The organism is Erwinia rhapontici (genome assembly GCF_020683125.1).
Taxonomy (GTDB): domain Bacteria; phylum Pseudomonadota; class Gammaproteobacteria; order Enterobacterales; family Enterobacteriaceae; genus Erwinia; species Erwinia rhapontici.
Map to the genome: position 1 here is coordinate 979,344 of NZ_CP085627.1, position 17,223 is coordinate 996,566.

At 54.8% G+C, this 17,223-nt stretch carries 19 protein-coding genes and 1 riboswitch; of the genes, 11 read left to right on the top strand and 8 right to left on the bottom strand.

Annotation, left to right across the window (positions count from 1 at the left end; genetic code table 11):
* Window positions 1–52: 52 nt before the first annotated feature.
* Together lpcA and LJN55_RS04530 are read left to right on the top strand one after the other, a co-directional pair.
* Window positions 53–631 carry a D-sedoheptulose 7-phosphate isomerase gene (gene lpcA, locus LJN55_RS04525; protein WP_133846218.1) on the top strand — a complete coding sequence of 193 codons (579 nt, stop codon included), beginning with the start codon at window positions 53–55 and terminating at the stop codon, window positions 629–631.
* 150 nt (window positions 632–781) lie between these two features.
* A complete protein-coding gene (locus tag LJN55_RS04530; protein ID WP_133846219.1) occupies window positions 782–1,549 on the top strand; it encodes a class II glutamine amidotransferase in 768 nt (255 codons plus the stop codon).
* Here the strand turns inward: LJN55_RS04530 and dpaA are convergent.
* Window positions 1,520–2,254 carry a peptidoglycan meso-diaminopimelic acid protein amidase gene (gene dpaA / locus LJN55_RS04535; protein WP_133846220.1) on the bottom strand — a complete coding sequence of 245 codons (735 nt, stop codon included), beginning with the start codon at window positions 2,252–2,254 and terminating at the stop codon, window positions 1,520–1,522. The two genes, LJN55_RS04530 and dpaA, sit on opposite strands and share 30 nt — an antisense overlap.
* 213 nt (window positions 2,255–2,467) lie before the next feature.
* Here dpaA and dinB point away from each other — a divergent pair, with 213 nt between their 5' ends.
* Window positions 2,468–3,523: a DNA polymerase IV gene (gene dinB, locus LJN55_RS04540; RefSeq protein ID WP_200641295.1), complete on the top strand. Its 1,056-nt coding sequence runs from the start codon at window positions 2,468–2,470 to the stop codon at window positions 3,521–3,523.
* A 119-nt stretch (window positions 3,524–3,642) separates the two neighbouring features.
* On the opposite strand, the gene pepD is transcribed toward dinB, so the two are convergent.
* Window positions 3,643–5,100 (bottom strand): beta-Ala-His dipeptidase, encoded by a 1,458-nt coding sequence (gene pepD, locus LJN55_RS04545; RefSeq protein WP_133846222.1) that lies wholly within the window; start codon window positions 5,098–5,100, stop codon window positions 3,643–3,645.
* 264 nt (window positions 5,101–5,364) lie between these two features.
* Between pepD and gpt the strand changes: the two genes are divergently transcribed.
* From gpt to crl, 3 genes are all read left to right on the top strand, one after another.
* Complete coding sequence (gpt, locus tag LJN55_RS04550) at window positions 5,365–5,823, top strand: xanthine phosphoribosyltransferase (protein ID WP_133846223.1); 459 nt, start codon at window positions 5,365–5,367, stop codon at window positions 5,821–5,823.
* A gap of 146 nt (window positions 5,824–5,969) precedes the next feature.
* Window positions 5,970–7,220, top strand: a complete 1,251-nt coding sequence (frsA, locus tag LJN55_RS04555; RefSeq protein WP_133846224.1) for an esterase FrsA — start codon at window positions 5,970–5,972, stop codon at window positions 7,218–7,220.
* A 57-nt stretch (window positions 7,221–7,277) separates the two neighbouring features.
* Window positions 7,278–7,679 (top strand): sigma factor-binding protein Crl, encoded by a 402-nt coding sequence (crl, locus tag LJN55_RS04560; RefSeq protein ID WP_227535759.1) that lies wholly within the window; start codon window positions 7,278–7,280, stop codon window positions 7,677–7,679.
* 125 nt (window positions 7,680–7,804) lie between these two features.
* On the opposite strand, the gene LJN55_RS04565 is transcribed toward crl, so the two are convergent.
* Complete coding sequence (locus tag LJN55_RS04565) at window positions 7,805–8,959, bottom strand: porin (protein WP_272952614.1); 1,155 nt, start codon at window positions 8,957–8,959, stop codon at window positions 7,805–7,807.
* Window positions 8,960–9,205: 246 nt separating this feature from the next.
* Between LJN55_RS04565 and proB the strand changes: the two genes are divergently transcribed.
* The 3 genes from proB to LJN55_RS04580 are packed head-to-tail and all read left to right on the top strand — an operon-like array spanning window position 9,206 to window position 12,221.
* Complete coding sequence (proB, locus tag LJN55_RS04570; RefSeq protein WP_200641299.1) at window positions 9,206–10,309, top strand: glutamate 5-kinase; 1,104 nt, start codon at window positions 9,206–9,208, stop codon at window positions 10,307–10,309.
* A gap of 9 nt (window positions 10,310–10,318) precedes the next feature.
* Window positions 10,319–11,572 (top strand): glutamate-5-semialdehyde dehydrogenase, encoded by a 1,254-nt coding sequence (proA, locus tag LJN55_RS04575; RefSeq protein ID WP_159337624.1) that lies wholly within the window; start codon window positions 10,319–10,321, stop codon window positions 11,570–11,572.
* Window positions 11,573–11,594: 22 nt separating this feature from the next.
* A complete protein-coding gene (locus LJN55_RS04580; RefSeq protein ID WP_167864045.1) occupies window positions 11,595–12,221 on the top strand; it encodes a LysE family translocator in 627 nt (208 codons plus the stop codon).
* Window positions 12,222–12,254: 33 nt separating this feature from the next.
* Here the strand turns inward: LJN55_RS04580 and LJN55_RS04585 are convergent, their stop codons facing one another.
* Window positions 12,255–13,076 carry a shikimate 5-dehydrogenase gene (locus LJN55_RS04585; RefSeq protein WP_159337626.1) on the bottom strand — a complete coding sequence of 274 codons (822 nt, stop codon included), beginning with the start codon at window positions 13,074–13,076 and terminating at the stop codon, window positions 12,255–12,257.
* A gap of 238 nt (window positions 13,077–13,314) precedes the next feature.
* Here LJN55_RS04585 and LJN55_RS04590 point away from each other — a divergent pair, with 238 nt between their 5' ends.
* The gene (locus LJN55_RS04590; protein ID WP_227535760.1) at window positions 13,315–13,947 is read left to right on the top strand and encodes an alanyl-tRNA editing protein; all 633 of its coding nucleotides are present in this window, start codon (window positions 13,315–13,317) and stop codon (window positions 13,945–13,947) included.
* 3 nt (window positions 13,948–13,950) lie between these two features.
* On the opposite strand, the gene LJN55_RS04595 is transcribed toward LJN55_RS04590, so the two are convergent.
* Together LJN55_RS04595 and LJN55_RS04600 are read right to left on the bottom strand one after the other, a co-directional pair.
* Window positions 13,951–14,874: a pyridoxal-phosphate dependent enzyme gene (locus LJN55_RS04595; protein WP_227535761.1), complete on the bottom strand. Its 924-nt coding sequence runs from the start codon at window positions 14,872–14,874 to the stop codon at window positions 13,951–13,953.
* On the bottom strand, window positions 14,871–15,578 hold the full coding sequence (locus LJN55_RS04600) for a helix-turn-helix transcriptional regulator (RefSeq protein ID WP_133846232.1): 708 nt from the start codon (window positions 15,576–15,578) through the stop codon (window positions 14,871–14,873). The genes LJN55_RS04595 and LJN55_RS04600 overlap by 4 nt, the downstream gene beginning before the upstream one ends.
* A 137-nt stretch (window positions 15,579–15,715) precedes the next feature.
* Window positions 15,716–15,787: riboswitch (Fluoride riboswitch) on the top strand.
* A gap of 83 nt (window positions 15,788–15,870) precedes the next feature.
* Here LJN55_RS04600 and crcB point away from each other — a divergent pair.
* Window positions 15,871–16,248, top strand: a complete 378-nt coding sequence (gene crcB, locus LJN55_RS04605) for a fluoride efflux transporter CrcB (protein ID WP_133846233.1) — start codon at window positions 15,871–15,873, stop codon at window positions 16,246–16,248.
* 1 nt (window position 16,249) lies between these two features.
* Here the strand turns inward: crcB and LJN55_RS04610 are convergent, their stop codons facing one another.
* Both LJN55_RS04610 and LJN55_RS04615 read right to left on the bottom strand, forming a co-directional pair.
* The gene (locus LJN55_RS04610) at window positions 16,250–16,999 is read right to left on the bottom strand and encodes a hypothetical protein (protein ID WP_133846234.1); all 750 of its coding nucleotides are present in this window, start codon (window positions 16,997–16,999) and stop codon (window positions 16,250–16,252) included.
* Window position 17,000: 1 nt separating this feature from the next.
* Window positions 17,001–17,198, bottom strand: a complete 198-nt coding sequence (locus LJN55_RS04615; protein WP_133846235.1) for a hypothetical protein — start codon at window positions 17,196–17,198, stop codon at window positions 17,001–17,003.
* Window positions 17,199–17,223 lie beyond the last annotated feature (25 nt).

A 17,223-nucleotide genomic window follows, 5' to 3' on the forward strand; every position in this document is an offset into this window, starting at 1 on the left:
TCTGGCAACTTGATAAACTCCTACAGTAACTCTTTCCTAAAAGGACATCCCTATGTATCAGGACATCATTCGCGCCGAGCTGAACGAAGCGGCAGAGACGCTGAATAAATTTCTTAGTGAAGATGCAAACATCGAGGCGATCCAGCGTGCGGCCGTGCTGCTGGCTGATTCATTTAAAGCGGGTGGGAAGGTTCTCTCCTGTGGTAATGGCGGTTCCCACTGCGATGCGATGCATTTTGCTGAGGAGCTGACGGGGCGCTACCGTGAAAACCGTCCTGGCTATCCGGCGATCGCGATTTCTGATGTCAGCCACCTGTCCTGTGTCAGTAATGACTTTGGCTATGATTTTGTTTTCTCACGCTACATTGAAGCGGTGGGGAAAGCAGGGGATGTGCTGTTAGGGATCTCCACATCGGGTAACTCCGGTAATATTATTAAAGCGGTTGAAGCTGCGCGTGCCAAAGGGATGAAAGTGATCACCCTGACCGGTAAAGACGGCGGCAAAATGGATGGCGTGGCCGACGTAGAAATTCGTGTGCCGCACTTCGGCTATGCTGACCGTATTCAGGAAATTCACATCAAAGTGATTCATATCCTGATGCTGCTCATCGAAAAAGAAATGGTCAAATAATCCCCTTCATCTTTCACGCCGCAGGTGCGTTGGCTGCTCTCGTGAACCCCGGTCACTTACTCGTGTAAGCTCCCGGGGATTCACTCGTTTGCCGCCTTCCTGCAACGTGAAATCCATTGGGGATAGAATCTATTTTCACGAGGTAATCCTGTGTGCGAACTACTTGGGATGAGCGCGAACGTCCCGACGGACATCTGTTTTAGTTTTACCGGGCTGGTGCAGCGCGGTGGCGGAACGGGTCCGCATAAAGATGGCTGGGGCATTACCTTTTATGAAGGGAAAGGCTGCCGCACATTTAAAGATCCGCAACCCAGTTTTCAATCGCCGATTGCCCGACTGGTGCAGGAATATCCGATTAAGTCCTGTTCGGTGGTGGCGCATATTCGCCAGGCGAACCGGGGTGAAGTATCGCTGGAAAATACGCACCCGTTTACCCGCGAACTGTGGGGGCGCAACTGGACTTACGCGCACAACGGGCAGCTTAAAGGCTATAAAAACCTGGATACCGGCCCTTATCGCCCCGTGGGTGAAACCGACAGTGAGATTGCCTTCTGCTGGTTGTTGCATAAGCTGACCACTCGCTATCCGCGTACGCCGGGCAACTGGCCAGCCGTCTTCCGCTACATTGCGGAACTGGCGGCAGAGATGCGTGAGAAAGGGGTGTTTAACATGCTGCTGTCAGATGGCCGCTATCTGATGGCGTTCTGTTCGACCAATCTGTTCTGGATCACCCGACGTGCCCCGTTCGGCAAAGCCAAATTGCTGGATCAGGATGTGGAAATTGATTTTCAGAAGCAGACCACGCCAAATGACGTGGTCACAGTGGTGGCCACTCAGCCGCTGACGGCGAATGAAACCTGGCACAAGATTGAGCCAGGTGAATGGGCGTTATTTTGCCTGGGTGAGCGCGAGCGCTGATTCCTGTACGGCTGAGTTGCCTGTCATCGGGCGGCTCAGTACGTACTTGCCATCGCTAACGTTGACCGCCGGAGGCTGTTTGGTCTGCACGAACTGCGTGTAACCCGGCTGCAATTGCTTCCAGAAATTGATGTAAGTGGAGTAGCGATGGCGCTGCATGTTGCTGTCGGTCATGCGGAACGGATAAATACTGACTTCAACACGTGGCTGGCCATTGCGCAGCGCGGCTTCCACATAGTGATAAATTTCATCCATATAGGCATCGGTCATGGCATAGCAGCCAATTGACACGCAGTTGCCGTGGATCATCAGATATTTCCCCTGATAACCCTGCTGGCGATCGTATTCGTTCGGAAAGCCGACGTTAATCGCACGATAAAAGCGGCTGTCTGGTTTTAACTGGGAAAGTCCCACGCTGTAAAAACCTTCCGGGCTTTTGAAGTCACCCTGTACGCGCTTTGGCCCCAATCCACCCGAAAAATTACAGATGCGGTAGCTGTTAAGCAGGCGGAATTCGTTGCCGATTTTGCCGTACAGTTCCAGCGTGCGTTCTTCTTTGAAGATTTGCAGGTACACGGGGGTACCAATCAGTTGTTTCTTTAACTCTTTGCTTACCGGGGCCAGTGGGGTAACCGAATCCGGTACGCTGGCGAAGACAACGGCTGGCAGAAAAATCATCGCAAACAGCAGTGCGATTTTGCCCATTCTGGTTCCCTTGAAATGTAGGGGTTGAAAGCAACGCCGGAAGGCGTCTGTACTGACAATATCGGATAATTCCGCTATCGCTGCGTCACCTTAGCATTGTCTATTTTTTTATCAAGATAGCGAAGAATAAAAACCTTAATTTATGTGCGTTCCGTTGCGTATTGAACTCTGGCTTTTTGACTGTATACTTATACAGTATTATCGGAGGGGGCTATGCGTAAAATCATTCACGTGGATATGGACTGCTTTTTTGCCGCAGTGGAAATGCGCGATAACCCCAGCCTGCGTGATATCCCCATCGCGATTGGCGGCAGCGAAAAACAGCGTGGCGTTATCAGCACGGCGAATTATCCTGCACGGAAATTTGGCGTGCACAGTGCGATGTCAACGGCGATGGCGCTTAAGCTCTGCCCGCACCTGACGGTGATCCGGGGCCGCTATGACGCCTATAAAGAAGCCAGCGCCCATATTCGTGACATTTTTTCCCGCTATACCACCCTGATTGAACCCCTGTCGCTTGATGAAGCTTACCTGGATGTGACTGACAGCCAGCATTGCCAGGGATCGGCCACGCTGATCGCGCGTGAGATCCGCGATACGATCCAGCAGGAACTGAATCTCACCGCATCAGCCGGGATAGCGCCGATTAAATTCCTGGCAAAAATCGCCTCCGATATGAATAAACCTAACGGCCAGTTTGTCATTACGCCGCAGCAGATGCCTGACTTCCTGCTGGCCCTGCCGCTGGCGAAAATTCCCGGCGTGGGAAAAGTCACGGCGCGTAAGTTAGAAGAGATGGGGCTGAACACCTGTGCCGATGTGCAAAAAACCGATTTGGTCACCTTGCTGAGGCGGTTTGGTAAGTTTGGCCGCGTGCTGTGGGAGCGCAGTAATGGCATTGATGACCGGGAAGTCATCACTACCCGTGAGCGTAAATCTCTTGGCGTGGAGCGGACGCTGTCGGAGGATATTCATAGCTGGGAAGCCTGCCTGGAAATTATCGACCTGCTGTACGATGAGCTGGCACGACGGCTGGATAACATTAAGCCGGATCGCCAGATTGCCCGTCAGGGCGTAAAACTGAAGTTTAATGATTTCCAGCAGACCACGCAGGAGCATGTCTGGCAGGTACTGAATAAGGCCGATCTGATTGAGATTGCGCGAAAAAGCTGGGATGAACGGCGTGCAGGGCGCGGCGTGAGGCTGGTGGGATTGCATGTGACGCTGCTGGACCCGCAGCTGGAAAGGCAATTGTTATTGGGATTGTAAGAGCGTGTCAGGCATACCTGACCCCTGCGAGTGTCGCGATTGTGACAGGGCGCGGGGCATGCCTGTATAGAGGCTGTCGTAGGGGCGAGGCAGGCCTCGCCCGTATCATATGCGCAGCATTACTTAACCGGGATCGCCTTCAACAGCGCAGTCAGCAGCTGCCAGTACAGGTCAACGCTTCCAATATGCACCTGCTCATCCGGGGAGTGTGGCCCGGTGATGGTCGGGCCAATCGATACCATGTCCATCTGTGGGTACGGTTCTTTAAACAGACCGCACTCCAGACCGGCGTGGATAACCTGGATGTTCGGGGTTTTATCGAACAGTTTTTCATAGGTTTCACGCACCAGCGCCATCACCGGAGAGGTGGCGTCCGGCTGCCAGCCAGGATAGCTGCCTTTGGCGAGGGTTTTCGCCCCGGCCAGCTGGCCGAGCGCAGTGAGCATTTCCACCACGTACTCTTTGCCGCTGTCGATCAGTGAACGGATCAGCGAGTTGATCTTCGCTTCATTGCCTTCAAACGTCACCACACCGACGTTCAGTGAGGTTTCCACCACGCCTTTCATCACGTCTGACTGACGGATCACGCCATTCGGTGTGCTGTTCAGCAGGGCGATAAACGCATCACGGCTGGTGGTGCTCAGAGCCTGCTCCGCATGGGCCAGATCCTCGACCACCACGGCAATGTTTTTCTCTTTCAGGCTCAGCTCATTTTGCAGCGTCAGCAGATAGCCGGCTGCCAGTGACTTCAGCTTATCGAGGCTGGCAACAGGAACCGCCAGCGTGGCGAAGGCTTCACGTGGGATCGCATTGCGCAGCGTACCGCCGCTGAAATCCACCAGACGCAGGTCAAGATCCGCCGCATGGGAGAACAGGAAGCGCGCCAGCAGTTTGTTGGCATTCCCCAGACCCACGTGAATATCACAACCGGAGTGACCGCCTTTCAGGCCTTTCAGCGTCAGTTTCACCGTCTGATAACCGGCCGGAACCGCTTCACGGGTCAGCGGCAGTGTGCTGGTAAAGTCGATACCGCCAGCACAACCCATATAGATCTCACCTTCCTCTTCGGAATCGGTGTTAATCAAAATATCGGCCTGCAACCAGCCTGCTTTCAATCCGAAGGCACCGACCATGCCGGTCTCTTCGGTCATGGTCAGCAGCACTTCCAGCGGACCATGTTCCAGGCTGTTATCAGCCAGCACGGCCAGAGCTGAAGCCATACCAATACCGTTATCGGCACCCAGCGTGGTGCCGCGTGCTTTTACCCACTCGCCATCGATCCAGGGCTGAATCGGGTCTTGGGTAAAGTCATGCACCGTGTCGTTGTTTTTCTGCGGCACCATATCAAGGTGCGCCTGAAGCGCCACGGGTTTACGATTTTCATAACCCGGCGTGGCAGGTTTACGGATCAGGATGTTACCCACCTGGTCGCGCTCATTCCAGAAACCCTGCTCCGTCGCCCAGGCGATCACATGGGCAGCCAGTTGTTCTTCATGATAAGAAGGATGGGGAATGGAGCAAATTTTGGCAAAAATATCCCACAATGGTTGTGGGGATAATTGAGACAATTCAGACACGATAACTCTCCTGTGTCAGCACTCCCTTTCTGCCGTGCAGGCAGGAAGCATGCGCTGATATCGGTTGGAAAATTCCCGTCAGCGAATCTGACGCGATGGCAAAAGAATATCACCGATTTCTGACACATGCTCACGATGCCCCAGGAAAAAAGGGGGATACAAGGTGCAGCGGGCTGGTTTTTAGTGCCTCAGATCACTATAATTTCGCGCAACCGCTCCCCTTGCACAATTTTTAAGCCAATTTCATTGGCCGGGATTCTTTTAATGAGTGAAAAATACATCGTCACCTGGGACATGCTGCAAATCCATGCCCGTAAACTGGCCGAGCGCCTTCTGCCCGCTGAACAGTGGAAAGGCATTATTGCCGTCAGCCGTGGTGGTCTGGTACCTGCCGCCTTACTGGCGCGTGAGCTGTGTATCCGCCACGTCGACACGGTTTGCATCTCCAGCTACGACCACGATAACCAGCGCGAAATGACCGTGCTGAAGCGTGCAGAAGGGGATGGTGAAGGTTTCATCGTGATCGATGACCTGGTGGACACCGGCGGCACTGCACAGGCTATCCGTGAGATGTACCCGAAAGCGCATTTCGTGACGATTTTCGCTAAACCAGCCGGACGCCCGCTGGTGGATGATTATGTTATCGACATCCCGCAAAACACCTGGATTGAACAGCCGTGGGACATGGGCATTGCCTACCTTCCCCCGCTGGTAAAAAGCTGATTGATTCACTCTGTCATCAGAGACATTTAGTGTGTTAGATCAAAACACGCCCGATTCTGTCGGGCGTGTTTGTTTTTACCCTTCGCGTGAAACTCCCTGCTACGGTAGACTCAAATCCTACCCGTACGCCAGAGGAACGCCCTGTTATGTCGCCGAAAAACCTCAGCGAAGAACTCTTCAAGCCGCGTTTTAAACACCCGGAAACCTCATCGCTGGTGCGACGTCTGCATCATCATCGCCCGTTGAGCATCCAGTCTGCGCTGGATGGCGAAACCCATGCCGGCTGGTATCGGATGATTAACCGCCTGCTGTGGACCTGGCGTGGACTGACGCCGCAGGAAGTGAGTGAAGTGCTGGCACGTATCGCCGTCAGCACCGTTGAACATACCGATGATCAACTGCTGGATACGGTGATTGGCTATCGCGGCGGCAACTGGATCTATGAGTGGTCAAAGCAGGCGGCGCTTTGGCAGCAGAAGGCCACCGAATGTGACGATGACGCGCAAGCGGGCCAGTACTGGCTCCATGCGGCACACCTTTACAGCGTGGCGGGCTATCCGCATCTGAAAGAGGATGAACTGGCAGAGCAGGCGCAGGTGCTGGCCAGCCGTGCTTATGAAGAAGCCACCCACCGTCTGCCTGGCGAACTGAAAGCACTGGAGTTTGCTATTGCTGGTGGCAGCCCGGTGACCGGTTTCCTGCATATGCCGCCGGACGTGAAAGCCCCTTATCCGACGGTGCTGCTGTGTGGTAGCCTGGATGCGCTGCAAAGCGACCATTACCGTCTTTTTCATGACTACCTTGCCCCGCGTGGCATTGCGATGCTGACGCTGGATATGCCATCGGTGGGCTTTTCCTCTAAATGGAAACTGACCCAGGATTCCAGCTTCCTGCACCAACAGGTACTGCGTCAGCTGGAAAATGTGGCCTGGGTTGATCACACGCGCGTCGCCGCCTTTGGTTTCCGTTTTGGGGCTAACGTGGCGGTCAGACTGGCCTATCTGGAAAGCCAGCGCCTGCGCGGCGTAGCCTGCCTTGGGCCAGTGGTACACAGCCTGCTTAGCGATACCAACTTACAGGATCGCGTACCTGAAATGTATATGGATATGCTGGCCAGTCGCCTTGGCATGTCAGGGACATCCGACAGTGCATTACGCACTGAACTGAGCCGTTTCTCACTGAAAATTCAGGGACTGCTGGGCCGCCGTTGCCCGACGCCGATGCTGTCCGGTTACTGGGCTCATGACCCGTTTAGCCCGGAAGAAGAATCACGGCTGATCACCAATTCCTCCAGCGCCGGGCGTTTGTTAAAGATTAACACCTCCCCGGCGATGGCGAATTTTGATAAAGGCCTGCGTGACATTTGTGACTGGCTGGCGCAGCGCTTAGACGTATGAGTTGCTAATATTCAATAGTTTGCTACAACTATAGACTCAATTATGGAGGTTTTAACGATGACGTTACCGAGTGGACATCCTAAGAGTCGGCTGATCAAGCGCTTTCACTCTTTGGGTCCTTACATCCGTGAAGGCAAATGTGAAGGCGACCGCTTCTTCTTTGATTGCCTGGCCGTTTGCGTCAATGTGAAACCTGAACCGGAACTGCGTGAGTTCTGGGGCTGGTGGATGGAGCTGGAAGCCCAGACTGACCATTTCACCTATGAGTATCACTTTGGTCTGTTTGATAAAGAAGGCAACTGGAAGCCGAGCACGGTAAAGGGTAAGGATAATAATGCCCGTCTTGAAGAGACGTTACGTAACTTCCATGAGCGTTTAAAGGCGCAGTTAGCAGAGATCGAGCTGGGCCTGTTCCCGGCAGCCGGTTTTGCTGACAAGCCGGTTAAACTGACCGCGTAGTCCTGCCTGTTCATTCCTGACCCCCCATAAGAAAAGGCTGGATTGCTCCAGCCTTTGTTTTAGACACATAACGAGGGGTAAATCATTTATCGCTGTGGCAGTGGCGTGTCACAGCGTCAAAGGGATTAGAACTGGTACATCACACCTACAGCAACGATATCGTCGGTGTTCAGGTTCAATTTGTTGTCATCGCTCAACAGGTTAACTTTGTAATCGACAAAGGTAGACATGTTTTTGTTGAAGTAGTACGTCGCACCGATATCAACAAATTTGTACAGATCAGCATCACCAACGCCATTTTCCATATCTTTGCCTTTCGTCTGCACATAGGCCAGTGATGGACGCAGGCCCCAGTCGAACTGGTACTGTGCCACAACTTCAAAATTCGACAGTTTATTCACATAACCTGACACGGCGGTTGTTGTGCCGTTAGCCTGAGTGAAGGTTGCACCGCTGTTGATTGGGTTCATGTTACGCGTTTCAGCGTAGGTCGTTGCCAGGTATACACCGTTGTTGTCATATTTCAGACCGGTTGCCCAGGCTTCCGCTTTGTCACCAGAACCGAATGCCGCATTTTTCTGGCCAAGGCCTGGTGTAGTCTCATTGGCGATCAGGCGGTTAGAAGAAGAAAACGCCCCATTGACACTCAGACCATCAATGATTTTATAAGAAAGAGATGCGCCGTAACCATCGCCGTTACTCACGTTACCCGCACGTGTTGATGAAGCGTCGTTTTTACCCTGATACTGCAAGGCAAATTTCAGACCATCGACCAGACCGAAGAAGTCGTTGTTACGGTAGGTCAGCATGCTGTTACCACGGGTCAGCATATAGGTGTCAGCGCGGGTGTAACCGGTGCCGCCGAACTCAGGCATCATATCGGTCCAGGCTTCCACGTCGTAGATCACACCGTAGTTACGGCCGTAGTCGATAGAACCAAAATCGTTCAGTTTCAGACCGGCGAAGCCCAGACGGGTTTTGTTACCGGCTTGCGCATCAGCACCGCCTTCTGAGTTGCTGGCGCTGAAGTTGTATTCCCACTGGCCGTAACCGGTCAGTTGGTCGTTAATCTGGGTCTGGCCCTTGAAGCCGATACGGACGTAGGACTTGTCAGCGTTGTTGCTGGCATTGGTGTCCGCTTCACTCATGTAACGCATTGCTTTAACTTTACCGTAGAAATCCAGTTTGTTGCCGTCTTTGTTATAGACTTCTGCGGCTTGTGCAGCGGTGGACAGGGCCAGAGCTGCGGTTAAGATTGCCAGTGCGCTTTTCTTCATCATTTTGCTATCAATCCCGAAAGAGTAAAAGTAATAAACGGCCCGAAGGCTCTGTTCGAAGCACGGACTTTTTACCCTTTCTCCATTAAAGTTTTATTACAGTTTTCAACACTTCTTGTTAATTGCGAACTTTTGGACTAGCAAGTGGTCAGGGCTTTTTCGCCCTTTTCCCGCGCTGGCTGTTGGCTTCGGGCACCACACCTGCTAAAACGTTTCTTTGTACTCTTTTTTACGAAATGGCAGGAAATAATGAGCAGCAGCCAGACCCTGGTGGTGAAACTGGGGACCAGCGTACTGACCGGCGGATCGCGTCGGCTGAATCGGGCCCATATTGTGGAGCTGGTGCGTCAGTGCGCACAGCAACATGCCGCGGGCCATCGGATTGTGATTGTGACCTCTGGCGCGATGGCGGCAGGACGTGAGCACCTTGGCTATCCTGAACTGCCCCCGACCATCGCCTCTAAGCAGCTGCTGGCTGCGGTGGGGCAGAGCCGTCTGATCCAGCTGTGGGAACAGCTGTTCTCGATCTACGGTATTCATATCGGCCAGATGCTGCTGACCCGCGCAGACCTTGAAGATCGCGAGCGTTTCCTTAACGCCCGTGACACCATGCGCGCGCTGCTCGATAACCATATCGTGCCTGTCATCAACGAAAATGACGCGGTTGCCACCGCTGAAATCAAAGTGGGTGATAACGACAACCTCTCTGCGCTGGCGGCTATCCTTGCTGGTGCCGATAAGCTGCTGCTGCTCACCGATCAGCAGGGATTGTTTACTGCCGATCCGCGTAATAATCCGGAAGCCGAACTGATCCGCGATGTTCACGGTATCGACGATGCGCTGCGTGCGCTGGCGGGTGACAGTGTTTCAGGCCTGGGAACGGGCGGTATGGCGACCAAACTCCAGGCGGCGGATGTGGCCTGTCGCGCCGGTATTGATACCATTATTGCGGCCGGTAACCTTCCTGGCGTGATTGGGGATGTGATTGCCTCCAACCCGGTTGGGACCCGCTTCCACGCTTTTGAAACCCCGCTGGAGAACCGCAAACGCTGGATCTTCGGTGCGCCTCCGGCCGGTGAGCTGGTGGTGGATGATGGGGCGCTGTCAGCGATTCTGGAACGCGGTAGCTCCTTGTTGCCAAAAGGTATCCGTGAAATTAGCGGCAACTTTTCCCGTGGTGAAGTGATCCGTATTCGCAGTTTGCAGGGGCGCGATGTTGCCCACGGCGTATCGCGCTATAACAGCGATGCCATGCGTATGATTGCCGGACATCACTCCCAGCAGATCAGCGAAATTTTAGGTTATGAATATGGTCCGGTGGCGATACATCGTGACGATATGATTGTTTCTTAAGGAATACGCATGCTTGAACAAATGGGTAAGGCCGCTAAGGCCGCTTCGTATCAGTTGTCGGTGCTGTCGACCGCACAGAAAAATCAGGTTCTGATGACGATTGCTGACCATCTGGAAGCGCAGAGCGCATCCATACTGGCCGCCAACGAACTCGACCTGGCAGATGCACGCCAGAACGGCATGAGTGCCGCACTGCTGGACCGCCTGATGCTGGATCAGACGCGCCTGAAAGGGATTGCCGATGATGTGCGTCAGGTGTGCCGTCTGGCCGATCCGGTGGGTGTGGTGATCGACGGCGGTAAGCTCGACAGTGGGCTGCGTATTGAGCGCCGCCGCGTGCCGCTGGGTGTGGTCGGCGTGATTTATGAAGCGCGTCCGAACGTGACCGTGGACGTTGCCAGCCTGTGCCTGAAAACCGGTAATGCGGTGATCCTGCGCGGTGGCAAAGAGACGTATCGCACCAACGGTGCCACCGTGCGGGTGATTCAGGATGCCCTGAAACAGCATGGTCTGCCAGCAGGTGCGGTGCAGGCGATTGAAAGCCCGGACCGTGAGCTGGTGAATCAACTGCTGAAGCTCGATCGTTACGTGGATATGCTGATCCCACGCGGCGGTGCCGGGCTGCATAAGCTGTGCCGTGAGCAGTCCACCATTCCGGTGATCACCGGCGGTATCGGCGTTTGCCATATCTATGTTGATCGCAGCATTGAACAGGATGCGGCACTGAAGGTGATCGTTAACGCCAAAAAACAGCGTCCAAGCGCCTGTAACTCGGTGGAAACCCTGCTGATTGATGCGGCGATTGCCGACACGTTCCTGCCTGCCCTGAGCGCCCGGATGGCGCAGGAAGGCATCAGCCTGCATGCGGATCCGCGCTCGCTGCCGCTGTTAAGCAACGGTCTGGCCAGCGTCAGTGCGGTCACTGAAGCGCAATATCGCGATGAGTGGCTGGCGCTGGATTTGAACGTCAAGCTGGTGGACTCACTGGATGAGGGCATTGCCCATATCCGTGAGTACGGCACGCAGCACTCTGATGCAATTCTGACGCGCACCATTCAGAATGCTGACCGCTTCGTTAACGAAGTGGATTCATCGGCCGTCTACGTCAACGCCAGCACCCGTTTTACCGATGGCGGCCAGTTTGGTCTTGGCGCTGAAGTGGCGGTCAGTACCCAGAAGTTGCATGCCCGCGGCCCGATGGGCCTGGAAGCACTGACCACCTATAAGTGGGTGGCGTATGGCGACGATACGGTGCGTGTTTAACGGATAAAAAGAGGCGGTTGAAATGGTTACGCTTTCCCAGCTTTTACCCTTTGCCGCCATCGCCCTTGGGATGGTATTAACCCCCGGCCCCAATATGATTTACCTGATCTCGCGCTCTCTTTGCCAGGGACGCAGGGCCGGGTACATCTCTCTGTGCGGTGTGGCGCTGGGCTTTATGTTTTACATGGTCTGCGCTGCGCTGGGGATTACGGCATTGGTGATGGCGGTGCCGATGGCTTATGACGCACTGCGCTTAGCCGGTGCGGCCTATTTACTGTGGATGGCATGGCAGGCACTGTTCGGGGGGAAATCCCCGTTTCAACTGCGCGATCTGCCGCCGGACAGCCCGCGTAAGCTGTTTACTATGGGGCTGCTGACCAATCTGCTGAATCCCAAAACGGCGGTGATCTATCTCACCCTGTTGCCACAGTTTATCCACCCGGAGCAGGGCAATGTTCTGGCGCAATCCCTGACGCTGGGCTTCACGCAGATCGTCACCAGTATGCTGGTGAACAGCCTGATTGTTTTTGCCGCTGGCACTATTGCTACCTTCCTTGCCGGCCGCCCCGGCTGGCAGAAAGCCCAGCGCTGGCTGATGGGAACGGTACTGGCGGGGCTGGCGGTCAAAATGGTGATGGATAAACGCTGAACGGGCCGCCCGGCAGGGCAGCCCACACGTCATCTATCCCTGTCGTGCATGCGCCGCCGCTTTGCGGAACAGGGCATCATCGGGCCGAACGCCGGTATACAGCGCAAACTGTTCCACTGCCTGAATAGCAAACACTTCAGAACCAGTAATGACAGTCTTCTTCTGGCTGCGCGCGTACTGTACCAGCGGTGTCAGTTCCGGTAACGCCACCACTTCAAAAATCACGCTGGCAGCGTCAATAGTCGCACGATCAAATGACAATGCATCGGCATCTGCACCGCCCGCCATTCCGGTAGGCGTGGCATTGATCAGCAGCCCAGGCTGTAGCCCTTCCAGGTCAGCACGCCATTCAAAACCGTACAGCTCCGCCAGTTCGCGCCCACTGGTTTCGTTGCGTGCAATAATATAGCCCTGATGGAAACCGCTGTCTTTTAAGGCGCAGGCCACCGCTTTTGCCATGCCACCGCTGCCACGCAGAGCGAAGGTCAGTCCGGTGGGGACCTGATACTGTTTCAACAGGTTATGGATGGCAATATAGTCGGTGTTATAAGCCTTCAGGTAACCCTCGGTATTGACAATGGTATTCACCGAATTGATGGCTTTGGCGGAGGCGTCCAGCTCATCCAGCAGGGGAATGCAGGCCTCTTTAAATGGCATTGAAATGGCACAGCCACGGATACCCAGCGCCCGCACGCCGCCAATCGCCGCGCTTAAGTCTTTGGTGGTGAAGGCTTTGTAGAGGTAATCGAGATCGAGGGCGTCATAGAGATAGTTATGGAAACGGGTGCCAAAATTGCCGGGCCGTGCCGCCAGTGACATGCAGACCTGGGTGTCTTTATTCAGATTTTTGGTCATCGGGTTGTCTCTGTGAAGGGAGTGGCATCCAGCATGGACTAAAATCACGAGATAAAAAACTGCTGAATTCGCTGACAAATTTCCCCTTTTAAGCAGAACAGAGCGTCAAAGACGCTATTTATCTATTTTGTTGATTAATCAAGATTTCAGAGATTAAATTTCAACATTTTGTTTAGTTTTCTGGAGTGGAATGCTAACCTGCTGGGCGATAATCTCCTCATTGTTGAGAACCTGATTGATGACGGACAGAGCGTATTACCACAACGACAGCCTCGAAATGACCAGCGAAGTGATCAGCTGCCAGCCGGATGACAATGGTCAGTACCGGGTGATCCTCTCTTCAACGCTGTTTCATCCGCAGGGCGGTGGGCAGCCCTCTGACCAGGGAACGCTCGGGGGGATTGAGGTGGTGAAAGCCAGCCAGGAAGAGGGGCAGGTGATCCATCTGTTGGCAGCCAGCGTGCCGCTCGGGCCGGTGGCGATCAAGGTTGATGGGCAGGTGCGCGCGCACCATACCCGCATGCACTCGGCCGGGCATCTGATCGGTGTCGTCGGCGAGCAGTTTGGCTGGTATGCCACCAAAGGTGATCATCGCCCCGGTGCCGGGCGCATTGTTTTTGCACCGGGAGAACAGCCTGTGAAAGCCGTGGACGTGGCAGAACTGGAGCGCCTGACCCAGGCGCTGGTGGCGGCAGATTTGCCACGCGTGCTGAGTGAGCAGGAAGGGATGCGTAAAGTCACCTGGGGAGCGCTGCCTGCTTACGCCTGCGGCGGTACGCACGTATTGTCGACCGCGCAGGTTGGCCTGGTGTGCATCACCAGTGCCAAAGAGAAGAAAGGGCAGTTATCCGTTCAGTACGAACTGGACTGAGGGTCAGCCGCGCAGTGCGGCGGCCATTTTTTGCAGGTGTTCAAGGCTGCTGGTGGCACCGCCGCAGACAATGACCAGCAGGTTTTGATAAGCGGCGATCTGCGGATGCTGGTCATAAACCACGGCAAGGCTGGCCCCGCAGGCCGGTTCTACCAGCACCCGGTGATCGTCAAGAAAGCGTTCGCAGGCGGTGACGGCGGCAAGATCTGACACCAGCAGGCTGTGTATCGGATGTTCACCGGCGCAGCGTAGCGCCTGGTCGCACACCCGCTTTGCGCCCAGCGAAGAGGCAATACTGCGGATCTCCGCCAGTTCGACGCTCTTCCCGACGGCCTGCGCCGCATGGAAAGATGCGGCGCCTGTTGTTTCAACGGCCAGCACAGGAACGTCCTGCCAGCCATTACGCTGTAGCCCGGCCACCACGCCCGCCAGCAAGCCGCCACCGCCCACCGACAGCAGCACGGCGTCAGGTTTCATCCCGCTCTGCGCCACTTCATCAATCATCGTTGCGTGCCCCTGCCACAGCAGCGGATCGTCGAACGGATGCAGAAACGCATCCTGTTTGCCCGTCAGTGACTGTGCATATTGATTCGCTTCCTGCCAGGAGCTGCCGTGTACGATCACCTCAGCGTGCTCCTGCCGCAACAGCTCCTGTGCCCGCAACGGGGTGGTTTCCGGCACCACAACGGTGACGGGCACACCGAGATGGCGCCCGGCCCAGGCCACGGCCAAACCGGCATTGCCCCCTGACGAAGAGACAAAACGCTGTGCCCCCCGGCGCTGCCAGGTTTCGCAGGCAAGGCCAATACCACGGATTTTAAAGGAACCGGGCGGCTGTAACGCCTCCATTTTCAGCATCACTTCGCGGCCTGCCAGCAGGCTTAACGGGCGTGAAGAGAGAAGCGGGGTGGTGATATGCAGGCTCATAAGGTGCTCCCTGATTGTTCGTCGCGGATTTCATCCAGATAGTTGTAAATGGTGTAGCGGGTAACGCCCAGCGCTGCTGCGGCTTTCTCAATCCCGCCCTTGACGATAAACATACCGCGATCCTGCATTTTTCGAACCGCCGCCAGTTTGGCCTGCTTACGCGACACGCGCAGGTTGCCATTCAGTTCACTCAGCGAGTCAGCAATGATATCCGCCATTAGCTGCCCCATATCCACGCTCTCTTCTGTTTGAGGGGGCGGCGCGTCTGCGTTGAGCAGGCTATCAAGGCAGCGTTTCGCCGCCAACAGTTCGCTGTTATCAGTATTGATGCAGAGTGCGGCAAACGGCTGACCATTGCTGTCACGATAAAGTGCGGTCGCGCTGCGCAGGGTCTGGCCGTTTTTACCCCGGGTTGGATAGTCAGGGATCACTGTCGGCGTCGTATTGCTCGCCTGTGCGTTATCGTTGAGCAGCGCGCGCAGCCCCTGATCCTCTAAGGGAACAGCCAGTACCGGGCTGCCTGGCACGCGGCCGGTGATATGACCGTGAGTGATGGCCAGCACTGATTTTTCCGGGTGTTCCAGGTCATGCAGAACGATTTCTGTATTACGCCCAACCACACTGCCCAGGGCTGTGATTGCGGCGTTCAGGGTTTGCAGGATCAGTGCGCGTTCGCGGGCAATATCTGGGGAATGTGCTGTCATAATGACTCAACGAGGGTAAGAGAACAGAATGCAGTAGGTTATCAACAGGATGTTTAGCTATCAACATTTTGTTGATTTTAAGCGAGGATATCGTTTAACAGGCCACTTGCAAAACCTGTAGGCGCTGATTATCTTAAATGCCATAAGGTGATGGTGTTCCACCTTTCCCAACCGCCCTGACTGTAAGGGCTGATGACGCCTGATAACCCTGACTCTGTTTAACCAGAGGTCGGTGTATCAGGCCGTGTATTATTTGCCTGTTGGCACCTTCCTCTCCATTTCTGAGGATTTTATGTTGAAACCATTACTGGCTGTCATGATTGGCGGCTGTGCGGGCTGCGTGATCCGCTGGTTGCTGGCCGTGCGTCTGAATAGCCTGTTCCCCAACCTGCCACCGGGCACGCTGCTGGTGAATCTGGTGGGCGGCTTTATTATTGGCGCAACGGTGGCCTGGTTTGTGCGCCACCCGGGGATTGATCCGGCCTGGAAGCTGCTGATCACCACCGGACTGTGCGGCGGCATGACGACATTTTCCACCTTCTCGCTGGAGGTGGTGACGCTATTGCAGGCAGGAAATTATCTGTGGGCGATGACCTCGATTCTGGTGCATGTGCTCGGATCGCTGCTGATGACCTTCGCCGGGTTCTGGCTGATGTCTCTTTTGTTCTGATTTAGCGTGCCAGCGCACTGGCGCTGGCCTCATCAAACAATGACAGGCTTTCTATCTGCTCCAGCATGATCACTTTGCGAAAAGCCATGGCCGATTTCGGTTCTGAATCAAGCGTGATGCCATGTTCGGCATACCAGCGGCTGTAATTATGCTCAATGCATAAATTCAGGCTTTTGCCATCGCGGTAACCACTCAGCATCGGGATCAGCACGACATTGGCTGTCGCGACATTGTCATAAGAGGCGGCGTGGATCATACCGATATAAATACGCCGCGATTTCAGCGTGATCCAGGCAAGCTCACCTTCTTCCATGCACTGAAACAGTAATCCCTCAACGCCATTGGCGCGGGAGAGCTTCTTGTACAGCTTTTTGCGGCCAGAGCTATCCAGTCGGGCGCTGCCTGACCAGCTTGAACGGTAAATGCAAAAGGCCACAGCAAAGGTGAGCATGATGACCACGGGTGCCTGAATGCCTAAAAAGCTCCAGGTCATAAATTCGATTTGCCACTGATGATGCAGGCCATCTGCCAGTGACGGAATGGCGTTAAAGGTTGCCGATACGGCCAGCAGCACTAACCAGATCAGTCCGGTGGCCAAAACACCCTGCAGGACAAAAATGCAGCCATACAGCGCCACCAGGAAGTAAACATCCCAGCCAAATGAACGTTTGATTTTGAAACGTGTAGAGAGGTCGCGGCTGGTGTACCAGTAGCCGCAGACCATTAACACCATAAAGATCGCCGTTCCCATCTCAGGCCCTCTTCAGTGCATTAACGTGCCGGGCAAAGTCTTCATGGACTTCCGGGCTGGAAAAATTGACCATCGCGCTGCCATCTTCATCAATCAGAATACGTTCACCCTCTTCGATCGACTCAGCAATATCGCGTTGACTCATCACCTGCAACAGGGACTCGGGGCTGGAAAACAAAGAGCAAATAAAGCGGAACATAGTTTCTCCTCAACGGGTGTCGGGG